Here is a 13,628-nt window from a genome sequence, read left to right on the forward strand (position 1 = left end):
ATCGCGCAACCGATACCACCCATGCCCCAACAGCCGGCGGCGACGACATCGGCGGGACTGTCCCCCGAAGACCTCAACAAGGCCCGACAGCTCGCCGACCATATCAGGGCACGGTTCGCCCAGACCCTGATCGGCCAGGACCATCTGCGTGAAGCACTCATCGTCACCATGGTCGCCGGCGGGCACATCCTCATCGAATCCGTGCCCGGCCTGGCGAAAACAACAGCCGCCCAGACCCTGGCGACCTCGGTCTCCGGCAGCTTCAAACGCGTGCAATGCACCCCCGACCTCATGCCCTCCGACCTGGTGGGAACCCAGGTCTTCGACTTCTCCACACAACGGTTCACCACCCAGATCGGACCCATCCACGCCAACTTCGTCCTGCTTGACGAAATCAACCGGTCCAACGCCAAAACCCAGTCCGCCATGCTCGAAGCCATGGCGGAAGGCGCCACCACCATCGGCGGCGAACGCATAGCACTGCCCAAACCCTTCATGGTCATCGCCACCGAGAACCCGATCGAGGAGGAAGGCACCTTCAACCTGCCCGAAGCGCAGATGGACCGGTTCACCATGAAAGCAGTCATGACCTACCCCAGCGCCGACGAGGAACGACAGATGCTCGCCATGCTCGCACGTCGCGGCCGCGACACCGTCGACCCCGCGCTGCTGCAAGGCGACACCCTCTCACTCACCGACGTCGAATTCCTCCGCGCCGCGGCCCGACGCGTCCACGTATCGGACGCGATCATGGGATACGCGGTCGATATCGCAGCGACCTCGCGCGGCGCCGGCACCAAACCGATCTCCGGCCTGTCGGCGAAAGTCCGTCTCGGCGCCAGCCCCCGCGCGTCCATCGCCCTGATCCGTGTCGGCCAGGCGGCGGCCCTGCTGGCCGGACGCGACTACGTCATCCCTGAAGACATCAGGATGTTCGCCCACGAAATCCTACGGCACCGCATCCTGCTCACCTTCGAGGCGCTCGCCGACGGCGTGACCAGCGACCAGGTCGTCGACTCCGTCGTCGCGACGGTACCGGTGCCATGACCGGCCGCATGACGGGCGAGGACACGATCAGACGCAAGATCGAGGCGCTCGCCACCACACTGACCTTGCCGACCGTGCGACGCGCCATGGGCGTCATCGAAGGGGAACACCCCTCGAACCGGCGCTTCGGCAGCGACGACATCATGGATATCCGCCCCTATGAGCCGGGAGACGAGGCACGGCGCATCGATTGGCATACCAGTGCGCGTTCGGGCAGGCCGATGGTCGTGCAGCGGCAGCGCCAGGTCACCTCACGGGTGTGGATGCTCCTCGATACCGGCAAGGAGATGACCGGCGCATGCGAAAGCGGGGAGCAGGCCTGGCAGGTCGCGGCCAACGGCCTGCGCATGTTCGCGGCGCTCAGCCTGAGACGTTCCGACGATATCTCGCTGGTATGCGCAGACTCGTCCAGCATCACCAGAGCGCCCTTCCATGGCGGTTTCGCCCAGTTCGAAGGCATGCTCCAGCGCGCCCTGGACCAGGCGTGGGCCCACCCGCGCAACATGGACGCCCTGCTTGACTACGCCAGGCGCATCACCGACAGGAACGCGCTCATCGTGCTGGCCACCGACGAGCATGCCATCGGGGACCGCCAGCTCGCCTCATTGCGCACCATCGCACGCTTCCACCCGGTCGTGCTCATCGACGTGGCGACCATCAACCCGTTCACGGCACGGCATCGGCATGTGGCCGACGCGGATACCGGGCGCAGGCTGCCGGCATTCCTTATCAACACCACAAGCGCGGGCGAAGTCGACACCCATCGGCGGTATCTCGCCGCGCAGCTGGAATCGGAGCTGCACGCCGGCGGCGGGATGCTCATGCGAGCCCCGTCAAGCCAAGCCATGTTCGACACCTTCATCCACACCATCTCCCTGTCACTGGCCGGCACCGGGCTGTCCTCCCCGACCGGCCCGACCGCCACCCATGGAAGGCGCGCATGAATCGCATTCCCCTCTCCATTACGCCGGCCATCAAGCTCGATGACCTCAAACCGGTGAGTGAACTCGACCAGACCGCAATGTTCATCGCCATCCTCGCAGGAAGCCTCGCCGTCGCCTGTCTGCTCATCGCGCTGATCGTCGTACTGTCACGGCAACGCACCACGCCCCCTCGGGCGTCCCACCCCCGCGGCGTGCACCATCCCGCCGGCGGCAACCGTGCCTGGCACCAGCGTATCGACGCGGTCGTGGAACGCTACCGCGCAGGGCGGATCACCCGCGACCAGGCGTTCACGCAGCTTGCGGCCATCGCCAGGCAATACGCGTCCGGCATGTCAGGGACCGCCATGGCCACACAGACCCTGTCCGACCTCAACCGCGCCACGCCGCCCACCACAGGCAAGGAGGGATTCACTCTGCTCAGGCAGACCATCGCGGCGCTCTACCCGCCGCAGTTCGCCGACGAACGCTACAATGACGCCGCCCGCACGACCAGTGTCGAGCAGGGCGCGGAATGGGTATCCACACTGATCGAAAGGTGGCGCCGATGAGATGGCAATGGCCTTGGGCGGCATGCATCGCCATCGTCGCCGCATTCGCGATCGCAAGCGCGGCCATGGCGCTGGCGCTGTGGCGCGAACGCCGTGCGGACAGACGCGACACGAGCCTCAAATCATACAGCCTTGACGACGACCTCAACACCGAATACGCCTCGGCATTGTTTCACCGATGGCGCATCTTCGGGCGGATCGCCGCATCGGCGCTCACCATCGCGCTTATCCTGTCCATCGCCCTGGTGGCCCGGCCGTCACGGATCGGCGCAGGGCGCGAGCAGGCCTCAAGCCGGGACATCGTACTCTGCCTTGACGTCTCGGGCTCGACCCTGCCCTACGACCGGCAGATCATCGACACGTATCTCAAACTCGCCTCCACCTTCCAGGGCGAGCGCATCGGCATGAGCATCTTCAATTCGACATCGCGCACCGTCTTCCCCCTGACCGACGATTACACGCTCGTGACCGGCCAGCTCAAATCCGCGGCGTCGATCCTCAAAGGCGTGCAAACCCAGGACGACATCGATCATATGAGCGACCAGGACTACCAGAAGGTCTCCGACTGGCTTGACGGCACACAGAACAAGACCAACGCCACCTCACTGATCGGCGACGGGCTGGTCAGCTGCGCGGCGATGCTCCCCGGCTTTGCCTACGGCGGCGCATCATCCGCCGCCTCCACGGGCGACACCGCATCGGGCACGGCACGGCGACGCTCCGCATCCATCGTGCTCGCCACCGACAATGTCGCCTCCGGCCAGGAGACCTACACGCTCAAGCAGGCGCTCGACTTGGCATCCAAGGCGTCGATCAGCGTGGACGCCATCTACGCCGGAGCGAAGGAAAGCCTGTCCGACGAGACGACCACCGCCCTGAAAACCGGGATCGAGTCGCACGGCGGCACCTTCATGTCACAGGCGGACGGCTCGTCCATCGAATCGCTGGTCCGGCAGATCGAACAGCGCCATGCCGCACGCAACGAACGCGACGCCCAATCCGCGGTCGACGATGCCCCGGGCTGGTGGATACTCGCCCTCGCCGTGTGCGTCCTGGTATGGCTTGTCTTCGCTTGGAGGCTGAGACGATGAGCACCTGGACACTCTCCCCCGCACTCGGCTGGCCCGCAGGCTGCGCCATCGCCACCGCCATGGCCGTCTGCGCCGTCGCCGGCATCGTCATCCATCTGCGCACCCACGGGTCAAGCGACGAGACCGTCGGCTCATGCATCCGGCGCACGCTCATCTGCCTGCTCGTGGCGCTCGCCGCGCTCACCCCCAGCACCGTGGCGACGACGACCAGCAAGGCGGTCAACGCCACCGACATCGTCATCGCGGTCGACACGACCAGTTCCATGGCGGTCAAGGACGCGGCCTATGGCGACAGCGGGACCATCAGCCGCCTGGATGCCGCCACCAGGGTCGTGCACGACCTGACCAAGGCTTACCCAGCCGCCAGTTTCTCGGCGCTGCGATTCGGTGCGAGCGCCTCGCTCGACGTGCCGCTGACCCCCGACACGCTCGCCATCGACAATTGGGCGGATTCGCTCAGCGTCGAACCTACGTCCGCGTCATCGGGTTCCTCGCTGGACACGCCGCTTGACAAGCTCCTGCTCACGCTCAAGGACATCCGGCAGCGTCATACGGACGACACCATCGTCCTGGTCCTGATCAGCGACGGCGAACAGACCTCGACCACCACGCGCCGCACCTACTCGTCACTGCGGCGTTACGTCACCGATGCGCTCGTCATGGGAACGGGATCGGCCGCAGGCGGCAACATCCCCGCCGATGGCTCGGACGACGGCGCCGGCGAAACCTGGGTCACCGACCCCGCCACAGGCCAGCCGGGCGTGTCGAAACTCGACAAGGACACGCTCGACACCATCGCCGACGAGCTGGGCGGCACAGCCATCATGCTCGACGCCGGCCACACCGTGACCAATGCGCTGCCCGCCGCTTCGAAACAGTGGAGAACCGGCACCACCGCGAAGACACGGCAACGCGCCACCCCCGTGGTCTGGCCCATCGCCATCGCATTGTGCACGCTGCTCGCCTGGGAGCTCGGCGCCTGGATCGGACTGTCAAGGAGACTGCTATGAGCGACACACCGCAACGACCCGAACGCCGGCAGACGCCCCGTCGGCATGCGCGCGCCCCGCTCGCCGTACGGATCATCCTGGCGGCGCTCGCAGCGGCCGCCCTAGCTGGCGCCGTCCTCGCCGTAGCCAACATCCAGGCGCAGGACTCCTATAACCAGGCGACCCGCAGCCTCAACGCCGACCTCAAGGCCAGCGCCTCCCCCACCGCCGACTGGTCCACGCTGGCGGCCCGCCAGGAACAGGCCGACGCGCAATTCAAGGAGGCGCAGTCGTGGAGCGCCGTGCTCGCACCGAATCTCAAGACGAGCATCGAAACGAACAGCGCCATCTCGCGTACGCTGACCAAGCGGATCCAAGCCGAGCTCGCCACGCAGCAATCCGGCTCTCCATCCTCGCACAATTCAGCCAACGCCTCGCCGTCAGACCCGGCCGGCTCCCCGAGTCCATCGTCATCGGACGGGTTGAGCGACGAACAGCGCCGGAAAGTGCAAGACCTGCTCGAATCCAACAAATCGGCATCACCATCGCCTTCATCAAGCTCGACGACCAACAGCACCACGCCCTCACCGGGCGCCACCGTCAAACCATGGTGACGCAACCATGGTGACCCGCCGAACCCGTATCGTCTTCTGACCACATTGCCCCGATCGGCGTGCATCGCGCGGACGTGTGCGGTGTGATTGATGACATGAACCACCATGTCATCAATCACACCGGTCCGGCGACCGCATGCACCTGCCAGCCAACGATCACCGGCGCCCTCAACCATCTCGATACCGCTTGCGCAGACACCGGGCGCTGCACTGCCATGCTCACCGACGCGGCGGCGCTCGCCACATCCATCGACTGGCATGGCCAGGCGGCCACACTCATGCGCGACAGCATGACAGCCATCATCCGCATGAATGAGGATGTCCGGCAACGTACGCACACCATGCTGGCCATCCGTCAGGAGGCGGCCTGATGCCCTGGGAAGTCACCTCGCGAATCAGGGGCGGAGTGCCGCTCAGCGTGGCCGACGCGCAGCAGTTCAGCGCGTTGATCACCGCCCTCGCCGACACGTCGCTGCGGTTCGCCGCCCAGTCAGCGGCATGGTCGGCGTTGCTGGACCAGCTCACCCGCACCCGTCTGCAGGTCTTGGCATGCCCGACCCACCGCGATTCGTGGCCGAACGATTCGTGGGCTGCAGCGGCAACGCCGCGACTGTCATTCATCGTCACGCTGACGCAGACATGCAAAGACCAGATACGCACATGCTCGACCGCCTCGCAGCGTCTGGACACCCTGGCCCAGCTGGTGGCGCGCGCACAGGGATTGTATACGGACGCCGAAGCCAGAGCGGCACGGGCCTGCGGCGATATCCCCAATGATCCCCTGTCTACGGCTTCAGCCGCGCTCAAAGGCATGGCAGGCGATATCCTGCATTCCATCGGCGTGGCCATCACCGGCGACGACAGGTCGCAGATCCTGCCTGATGCGCTGCATGCCACAGCGCCCTACCATCAGGCCCTCATGCGCGGGTTCAGTATGGTCGTGCTCGGCGGCATCGCCAGGTCACGTCTCTTCCGGCCGGGTTCCGGCATGACGGCAGCCGATCCGCTGCGCGGCATGCTCTCCAAGAACAGCGTCAACATCGCCGCCGAACAACTCGCGTCGATCAGCGCGCAGCTCAACGACAGCCGGCAAGGCAACCGCATCGAGCTGAGCAGACGGTACCCGCCCCGGCAGGTCGTCCGTCACGCCGACGATATCGCCGGGGCGATCGTGCAGCTTCGCTCCCTTGCCGAACACCAGTACGGCACCGGCGAAGACAACGGGCTGTCATACGCGACCATCGCCATCCAGCGGTACCGGCGCGCGGACGGCAGCACGGCATGGCTGGTCATCGTTCCGGGAACCGACGGGCATGCCGATTCCCCATTCGGCTGGCCCCAGAACGTCGAGCTCATGAGTTCGCAAGCCGAAACACGGATGCAGGCAGACAGCGCCCGCATGGTGCTTGCAGCGATGGAACGCGCCGGCGTCGGGCAAGACGATCCCGTCGCCATCATCGGGCATTCACAAGGCGGTATCGTCGCCGCGGCACTCGCCGCGGACAGCGAGTACAACATCCGCCATATCGTCACCGCGGGCTCGCCGGTGGCGAACCATCCCATCAAGGGGGACACATGGACCACCAGCATCGAAATGGACGACGAGCTGGTGCCGGCGCTCGACGGAGCCGCCAATCCGGTTGGCGAGCGCTGGCTGACCATCCACGGTTCGGTCGCCGAAACAACGCGCGATGACGGCCGCGCCCCCACGCTGGCCGAGCCTGTCGCCGGAGCGACAACGGAGAGGCAGATTTCGCATTATCTCACGTTCCATCAGGCCGCCTATGCGAATGCCTCGGCGCTCGGTTCCGGCGCGGTAGCCTCACATGACCGGCATTTCCGGCAGGTTATCGCAGGCGAGCTGGAAGAGACGAGCTACTGGCAGGGACGGATGGCCCGGTGACGCGTGCCGGCGGGCGGATGCCGAGCGGCGGTCCGGTTCACGGTAGGAAGTATCCTGAGCAGTATGAAGCTTACTGATATCACCCCAGCAATCGCACTGACCCCTCTTGACGGGCGCTACCACCAGCAGACGGCGCCCCTGGTGGAATACATGAGCGAGCCGGCGCTCAACCGCGAGCGCATGCGCGTGGAGGTCGAATGGATGATCCTGCTGGCCAACGGGTTCGCCGGCAACGGCAACCAGCCGATCGTCCCGGGCGTCAAGCCGCTGAGCGAGGCCGAGCAGGCGTATCTGCGAGACATCCCCGAGCGGTTCGGCGCCGAGGGCATCGCCCGTCATGCCGCGCATGAGGCGGTCACGCATCATGATGTGAAAGCCGTCGAATACTATATCGACGATGAGCTCGACAAGGCGGCGGACACGCTCGGCGCCGATACGCAGCTGACCCACTTGAAGACCTTGGTGCATTTCGCCTGCACCAGTGAGGATATCAACAACCTGTCCATCGCCCGGTGCGTGAAGAACGCGGTCGAGCAGGTGTGGCTGCCGGACGCGCAGGCGATCGTCGATCTGCTGGCCGAAAAGGCCGACCAGTATCGCGACATGTCCCTGCTCGCCCTGACCCACGGTCAGCCGGCGACCCCGACGACCCTCGGCAAGGAGCTCGCCGTGTTCGTCCACCGGCTCAACCGTCAGCTCAGGCATGTGCGCGAGCAGGAGTATCTCGGCAAGATCAACGGCGCCACCGGCACGTTCGGCGCGCATCTGGCGGCACTGCCGGATGTCGACTGGATCGCCGTGTCCGAGGAGTTCGTCACGAACCGCATGGGCCTGACCTGGAATCCGCTGACCACGCAGATCGAAAGCCACGATTGGCAGGCGGAGCTCTACGGCACGATCAGCCACACCAACCGTATCCTGCACAATCTCGCGGTGGACGTGTGGATGTACATCTCCCGCGGCGTGTTCGCCCAGGAGCCCGTCAAGGGCGCCACCGGCTCCTCCACCATGCCGCATAAGGTCAACCCGATCCGTTTCGAGAACGCCGAGGCGAACCTCGAGATCTCCTGCTCGCTGCTGGACACCCTGTCCGCCACGCTGGTGGAAAGCCGCTGGCAGCGCGACCTGACCGATTCGACCACCCAGCGCAATATCGGTTCCGCGCTCGGATACTCGGTGCTCGCACTGACCAACCTGCTGGGCGGCCTCAGGTCCATCCACCCCAACGAGATCGTCATCCGCCGCGAGCTGGACGAGAACTGGGAGGTGCTCGGCGAGCCGATCCAGACGGCGATGCGCGCCGGCGAACTCGCGGGCGAGCCCGGCATGGACCACCCGTACGAGAAGGTCAAGGAACTCATGCGCGGCCACAGCATCGGCAAGGAAGACGTCGAGCGTTTCATCGACGAACAGTCCTTCGACCCGGCGACGGCCAGCCGGCTCAAGGCGCTCACCCCGGCGACCTATACGGGTGCGGCATCCCGCCTGGTCGACTACGACCGGCAGTGACACGTCACCGGCATGATGCGCGGCGGCAGCACCATCGCGCGTGATACCGCCACGCCGTGAAGGCGCACCACCGGCTTGAAACGGTGGCGCGCCTTCATGGCGTTATACCGATATGCCCGTACGACACCCGGAATACCATCCATCAGTTCACTTTTCGGAAAGACCAGCCGTGCAACACAGCCCAGCATCATCGACCAGCAACGTGGACAGCCAGCGGACGGCACAGGACCCACAGGCGGAACACCAGGCGGAAACGCCGCTCATCCACGACACCCCGCCGAAACGGACCCGCGATTTCACCGATCTGCTGCATGCGGTCGGCGCCCTGCTGGCGTTGGTTGTCGTCCTGCTGGTCGCCGCCTACCTCAACGGCATGACCAAGGGTGTGGAAACCGATGCGCGCAACGCCGGCCAGGCGCTCGACTGGCTGATGGACGTCCCGACCACGCTCTTGCAGCAGCTGACCGCCGTATGCATCGTCATCAGCGTCCTGATCCAGATCCTGGTGAACCGCGAATGGCTGCATTCGGTCATATCCATCATCGCCCTGCTCAGCGGCTACGCTGCTTGCGCGCTGCTGAGCGCGGGGCTCCATGCCGCCGGCAGCCTCGACCTCATCTCGGCGCTGGCTTCGAACGGGACAGGCGCCTCCCCCATCTCCCTGCTGCCCGACATGTATGCGGGACTCGGCGCGTTCCTGACCGTCGCCGGCCCCCGTCGCATGCATTCGACCGTGAAATGGGGCTGGAACGCGCTGTACGTGGTCGCGGCGATCATGATCATGGTCTCGTGGCATTCCCTGCCGGGCGTGCTGGTCTCCTTCGCGCTCGCCAGAATCATCGGCATGCTGATCCGTTTCGCATCGGGCAGCGAGAACAAGGGGACGTGGGGCAGGCATCTGGCACAGGCCCTCGCGGACATCGGCATCCACGTGACCGTACTGGACCGGCGGGAAGACGCCAATAACGAGCATGCGGTCATCCAGGCAAACGTGCAGGACGATCTCATCGAGAATTCGCGCATCTATGACGCGACCGGCGAAGACGGTTCCCATTACATCGTCTCGGTACTCGACAACCAGAAGCACAGCGCCGGGTATCTCAGCCAGCTGTGGCAGTGGATCCGGCTCAACGGTGTGGTGGTGCGGCGCGACCGGTCCGCACAGGATGCCATGCACCATCATCTGTCCATGCTCCTCGGCCTGGGCCATATCGGCCTGCCGACCCCGCAAGCCTATGGCGTCACAGATTCCGGGGAATCCTCGGTGCTGGTCTTCGACGCGGGGAACACCCCCGGTCCCTTCGACCTGAGCTGGCTCGACGACGCCCAGGCGCGCAGCCTGCTCACCTATGTGGGTACGGCCAACAGCCGCGGGTATACGCATCGCCGGATCACCCCGGATTGCATCGTCACGCTCAACGGGACCGACCCGATTGTCGCAGGCTGGCAGAACGGTGATTGCGCCAGCAGCCAGGCCAACATCGCCTTGGACAAGGTGCAGCTGCTCGCCCTGCTGTCCGCCGTCATCGGTATCGACCGGGCCGTCGCCGCGGCCCGCGAGACCTGGGGCGACAACACGCTCATCGATATCGCGCCGTTCGTCCAGAAAGCCGCCGTCCCCGCGGCGACCCGCGCGCTCGAGGGATGGGACAAGCATCTGCTGGGCGGCCTGCGCGACAGACTCAAGGCCCTGTTACCCCAGGATGCGGACGAACAGCTGGAAACCGTCACGCTTTCCCGGTTCAGCCTCCGATCGTTCATCGCGCTGACCCTGACCATCGTCGCCATCGCCGTGGTGTTCACCCAATTGCGCCCCGACGCGATGATCCAGGCGGTGCGCAACGCCAACCCGTGGTGGGCGCTGCTGTGCATGGTCTTCAGTGTCATCGCGTGGCTGGGCACCGGACTGACCCTCGCCGCATTCATGGACCAGGGGCGCCGGCACTGGTTCGGCATCTTCTGCTCGCAGGCGGCATCCGGATTCACCGCGGTGTCCATGCCTGCGGGCGTGGGCCCCGCCTTCGTGAACCTGCAGTTCCTACGCAGGAGCGGGTACAAGAACACGGCGGCGACCGCCATCATGAGCGCCGTGGTGGTGTCCCAGGCGTTGACGACCGTCGTCCTGCTCATCGGCATCGGCATCTTCTCGGGCCGCAATACGCTGTCCGGCATGGTGCCGACGAACACGCTCATCATCGCCATCGCGATTGTCGCCCTGGTGGTCTCGCTCGCCATGATCATCCCGCCGGTGCGCAAGCGGGTCATCACCACCTACCTGCCGATCATCCGCTCGTATGCCCGCCAGCTCTTGGAAATGCTCACCAAACCCAAGGAGTTCGCCATCGCGATCGCCGGGGCGATCGTCTTGAACGTGGCCATCGGCCTGGGATTCTGGGCGGCGTTGCTCGCGTTCGGCTACCGGACCAACCCCATCGAGACGATGTTCATCTTCATCCTCGCCAACACCCTGGGTTCGGCGGTGCCAACCCCAGGCGGTCTGGGCGCGGTGGAGGCCGCGCTCACCTTCGCATTCTCATCCGTCGGCGTCCCCGCGGCGGTCGCCCTGTCGGCGACCCTGCTGTACCGCGTCTGCTTCTACTGGCTGCGTATCCCGATCGGCGCCCTCGCCATGCACTGGCTCGACCGGCACAACCTCATCTGAATGTGTCAATTTGCGAAAAAACGGCGGAAAACCGCCGAAAACAGCCGTGTTTCTCTCAAACGTGCGCTATTATCGTCTCTTGACATGGTCTCCAGGAATATGGAGGCCCCCGACCAAGAAGGATGCTTTATGGCATACAACAAGTCTGATCTCGTCTCGAAGATCGCTCAGAAGTCCAACCTGACCAAGGCTCAGGCCGAAGCCGCCGTGAATGCGTTCCAGGATGTGTTCGTCGAGGCAATGAAGTCCGGCGAAGGCCTGAAGCTCACCGGCCTGTTCTCCGCTGAGCGTGTCAAGCGTGCTGCCCGTACCGGCCGCAACCCGCGTACCGGTGAGACCATCAAGATCCCGGCTTCCTACGGCGTGCGCATCTCCGCAGGCTCCCTGCTGAAGAAGGCCGTCGCCGAGTGAGCTGAGTACAGCATCACCCTGTGACAGCAGGATATGTGAAAACCCCGGTCGTTCGCGGCCGGGGTTTTCACATATCCGCCCATCCGCGCGGATATAGACACGCACAGCCGGGCACTCACAGACAGGCCCGCACAGCAGCGTGGATCCTCAGGGCGTATCCGCCTGTTCCACCCGTGCAAGCAGCGCATCGAACCGGGGGGTCGATGCCGCATCGAACGGGTCGAGCAGTACGACCTCGTCGTGCGCCGGCTGGGTGAGCGTCAAACGAGTCCAATCGCATGAGAACTGCGCTCCATGCCGTAACGCCGCCTGGACGAAACGCCCGCGAAGCGCGGCACGCGTGTCCTGCGGAGGATGCTCGACCGCATCCTTGATATCGTGCTCGCCAATGAGGGTCCGCATCATGCCGCGACGGACCAGCGACGGGTAGACGCTGCCGTTGACGATATCGTGGTAATCCATATCCAGCTGCTGGATACGCCACAGGTCCGCATGCGGGTCATGCCGCCGCACCGCGTTGAACAGCCGATACTTCGCCGCCCAGTCAAGCCGCTCCGCGAGCGCATCCACATCCCCCGCGGCGACCAGATCCAACAGTTCCCGCCACTGGGCAAGCACCCGGTCGACATCGGTGCGCGGCAGGGATCCGGCGACGGCATCCCGGTCGTCTTGCACCGCGCGGGTGACAATATCAAGGTAGCGTCGTTGGATATCCAGTGCGCTGGCGGTTCCCTGACGATGCCATGCCGCGTCGTTTCCGTCGCGATCGGCTGCAAGCCGTACGCCTGCCGTGCCGGTGATATCGCGGCTGATGGCCCGGTTCGCGGCATTCGGGTCGGCGAGCGCACAGGACCCGAATCCTGTCGGTCGTCCTGCATGTACACCTGCTTCGATCGCCCCGAGCACCAGATGCGTGGTGGCGAGTTTCATGAAGGTGACGAACTGGGAGCGGTTGGAATCGCCGATGATTACATGCAAGCGGCGGAATTCCCTAGGATCGGCGTGCGGCTCGTCACGCGTGTTGACCATTGGCCGGGCGCGCGTGGTCGCCGACGAGACCGCCTCGTCCAGATAGTCGGCGCGCTGGGAGAGCTCGAATCCGTGTCCGGTCATTCTGCCGGCACCGGAAAACAGTTGCCGGGTGATGAGGAATGGCAGAAGCTCACGCTCGATGACGGCCAGCGGCACGTATCGCCGTACCAGGTAGTTCTCATGGCAGCCGAAGGCGTGGCCTGCGGAATCGACGTTGTTCTTGAAGACGTGGATGCTCGAATCCCGCCCGGCCTTGACGCGGATGCGCCGCTGTGCCTGATCGGCAAGCCGGCGTATCACCCATTCGCCTGCAAGATCCTGTGCCAGCGCGTCGAGCGGGTCGCGCGTCTCCGCGGTCGCGTACTCGGGGTGTGAGCCGACATCGAGGTACAGCCGCGCCCCATTGGACAGGTATGTGTTGGTCGACCGTGACCGGACGACTACCGGCTGGAACATCGTCGCGGCGACCTGCCGGGCATCCACATGCCGGTCGGCCCCCGTGATGGCGACGCCGTATTCGGTTTCGATGCCGAAAATGCGCGCACCCGTGCCGAATTGCGGCGAATGCGCCGTGTCGGCACCGTCTGATCCGGCGCCGGCATGGGTGGTGCTGTCGCGCAGTTGCGGCATCACTCGCCGCCTTGTTGCACGAAGCTGTTCACGTAATCCTGCGCGTTGGTCTCCAACGTGCCGGCGATGTCGTCAAGTACCGCGTCGAGCGCATCCGTGTGCGTTTCGGCTTGCGCCCGTTCAAGGCTGGCCGGCGCATCCTCGTGCCGTTCGCGCGTCTGATCGCCTGGTTGCGCATATTGTTGTGGCATGTCCAGCTCCTTCATCTTCATCTGTTGCCTGATGACAACACTACCGTCTTGCCGCGT

General features: G+C 65.2%; 13 protein-coding genes. 11 read left to right on the forward strand and 2 right to left on the reverse strand.

Annotated elements, in window-relative coordinates:
• Nucleotides 1–21 precede the first annotated feature (21 nt).
• From WD012_RS00135 to WD012_RS00185, 11 genes are all read left to right on the forward strand, one after another.
• Nucleotides 22–1,047 carry an AAA family ATPase gene (locus WD012_RS00135; protein ID WP_422614319.1) on the forward strand — a complete coding sequence of 342 codons (1,026 nt, stop codon included), beginning with the start codon at nucleotides 22–24 and terminating at the stop codon, nucleotides 1,045–1,047.
• Nucleotides 1,044–1,991: a DUF58 domain-containing protein gene (locus WD012_RS00140; RefSeq protein ID WP_339561806.1), complete on the forward strand. Its 948-nt coding sequence runs from the start codon at nucleotides 1,044–1,046 to the stop codon at nucleotides 1,989–1,991. The genes WD012_RS00135 and WD012_RS00140 overlap by 4 nt, the downstream gene beginning before the upstream one ends.
• A complete protein-coding gene (locus tag WD012_RS00145) occupies nucleotides 1,988–2,539 on the forward strand; it encodes a hypothetical protein (protein ID WP_339561807.1) in 552 nt (183 codons plus the stop codon). The genes WD012_RS00140 and WD012_RS00145 overlap by 4 nt, the downstream gene beginning before the upstream one ends.
• Nucleotides 2,536–3,630: a vWA domain-containing protein gene (locus tag WD012_RS00150; RefSeq protein ID WP_339561808.1), complete on the forward strand. Its 1,095-nt coding sequence runs from the start codon at nucleotides 2,536–2,538 to the stop codon at nucleotides 3,628–3,630. The genes WD012_RS00145 and WD012_RS00150 overlap by 4 nt, the downstream gene beginning before the upstream one ends.
• Nucleotides 3,627–4,640 carry a VWA domain-containing protein gene (locus WD012_RS00155; protein WP_339561809.1) on the forward strand — a complete coding sequence of 338 codons (1,014 nt, stop codon included), beginning with the start codon at nucleotides 3,627–3,629 and terminating at the stop codon, nucleotides 4,638–4,640. Before WD012_RS00150 ends, WD012_RS00155 begins: the two co-directional genes overlap by 4 nt.
• The gene (locus WD012_RS00160; protein WP_339561810.1) at nucleotides 4,637–5,233 is read left to right on the forward strand and encodes a DUF6466 family protein; all 597 of its coding nucleotides are present in this window, start codon (nucleotides 4,637–4,639) and stop codon (nucleotides 5,231–5,233) included. Before WD012_RS00155 ends, WD012_RS00160 begins: the two co-directional genes overlap by 4 nt.
• Nucleotides 5,234–5,328: 95 nt before the next feature.
• Nucleotides 5,329–5,604 (forward strand): hypothetical protein, encoded by a 276-nt coding sequence (locus WD012_RS00165; RefSeq protein WP_339561811.1) that lies wholly within the window; start codon nucleotides 5,329–5,331, stop codon nucleotides 5,602–5,604.
• Complete coding sequence (locus WD012_RS00170; protein WP_339561812.1) at nucleotides 5,604–7,136, forward strand: alpha/beta fold hydrolase; 1,533 nt, start codon at nucleotides 5,604–5,606, stop codon at nucleotides 7,134–7,136. The genes WD012_RS00165 and WD012_RS00170 overlap by 1 nt, the downstream gene beginning before the upstream one ends.
• Nucleotides 7,137–7,199: 63 nt before the next feature.
• The gene (gene purB / locus WD012_RS00175; protein WP_339561813.1) at nucleotides 7,200–8,645 is read left to right on the forward strand and encodes an adenylosuccinate lyase; all 1,446 of its coding nucleotides are present in this window, start codon (nucleotides 7,200–7,202) and stop codon (nucleotides 8,643–8,645) included.
• 169 nt (nucleotides 8,646–8,814) lie between these two features.
• Nucleotides 8,815–11,307, forward strand: a complete 2,493-nt coding sequence (locus WD012_RS00180) for a lysylphosphatidylglycerol synthase transmembrane domain-containing protein (RefSeq protein ID WP_422614320.1) — start codon at nucleotides 8,815–8,817, stop codon at nucleotides 11,305–11,307.
• A gap of 129 nt (nucleotides 11,308–11,436) precedes the next feature.
• On the forward strand, nucleotides 11,437–11,718 hold the full coding sequence (locus tag WD012_RS00185) for an HU family DNA-binding protein (protein WP_015450672.1): 282 nt from the start codon (nucleotides 11,437–11,439) through the stop codon (nucleotides 11,716–11,718).
• 147 nt (nucleotides 11,719–11,865) lie between these two features.
• Here the strand turns inward: WD012_RS00185 and pafA are convergent, their stop codons facing one another.
• Nucleotides 11,866–13,380 carry a Pup--protein ligase gene (gene pafA / locus WD012_RS00190; protein ID WP_339561814.1) on the reverse strand — a complete coding sequence of 505 codons (1,515 nt, stop codon included), beginning with the start codon at nucleotides 13,378–13,380 and terminating at the stop codon, nucleotides 11,866–11,868.
• Nucleotides 13,380–13,571 carry a ubiquitin-like protein Pup gene (locus WD012_RS00195; RefSeq protein WP_339561815.1) on the reverse strand — a complete coding sequence of 64 codons (192 nt, stop codon included), beginning with the start codon at nucleotides 13,569–13,571 and terminating at the stop codon, nucleotides 13,380–13,382. Before WD012_RS00195 ends, pafA begins: the two co-directional genes overlap by 1 nt.
• Nucleotides 13,572–13,628: the final 57 nt, after the last annotated feature.

The organism is Bifidobacterium thermophilum, from assembly GCF_037482445.1.
In the GTDB taxonomy this organism is placed as follows: domain Bacteria; phylum Actinomycetota; class Actinomycetes; order Actinomycetales; family Bifidobacteriaceae; genus Bifidobacterium; species Bifidobacterium thermophilum_B.

Bases quoted from the DNA above. Each gene is read 5' to 3' on its own strand.
- WD012_RS00150 (WP_339561808.1), top strand. From the start codon at position 2,536: ATGAGATGGCAATGGCCTTGGGCGGCATGCATCGCCATCGTCGCCGCA.
- WD012_RS00160 (WP_339561810.1), top strand. From the start codon at position 4,637: ATGAGCGACACACCGCAACGACCCGAACGCCGGCAGACGCCCCGTCGG.
- WD012_RS00165 (WP_339561811.1), top strand. From the start codon at position 5,329: ATGAACCACCATGTCATCAATCACACCGGTCCGGCGACCGCATGCACC.
- WD012_RS00195 (WP_339561815.1), bottom strand. From the start codon at position 13,571: ATGCCACAACAATATGCGCAACCAGGCGATCAGACGCGCGAACGGCAC.
- pafA (WP_339561814.1), bottom strand. From the start codon at position 13,380: ATGCCGCAACTGCGCGACAGCACCACCCATGCCGGCGCCGGATCAGAC.
- WD012_RS00135 (WP_422614319.1), top strand. From the start codon at position 22: ATGCCCCAACAGCCGGCGGCGACGACATCGGCGGGACTGTCCCCCGAA.
- WD012_RS00170 (WP_339561812.1), top strand. From the start codon at position 5,604: ATGCCCTGGGAAGTCACCTCGCGAATCAGGGGCGGAGTGCCGCTCAGC.
- WD012_RS00145 (WP_339561807.1), top strand. From the start codon at position 1,988: ATGAATCGCATTCCCCTCTCCATTACGCCGGCCATCAAGCTCGATGAC.
- WD012_RS00185 (WP_015450672.1), top strand. From the start codon at position 11,437: ATGGCATACAACAAGTCTGATCTCGTCTCGAAGATCGCTCAGAAGTCC.
- WD012_RS00155 (WP_339561809.1), top strand. From the start codon at position 3,627: ATGAGCACCTGGACACTCTCCCCCGCACTCGGCTGGCCCGCAGGCTGC.
- WD012_RS00140 (WP_339561806.1), top strand. From the start codon at position 1,044: ATGACCGGCCGCATGACGGGCGAGGACACGATCAGACGCAAGATCGAG.
- purB (WP_339561813.1), top strand. From the start codon at position 7,200: ATGAAGCTTACTGATATCACCCCAGCAATCGCACTGACCCCTCTTGAC.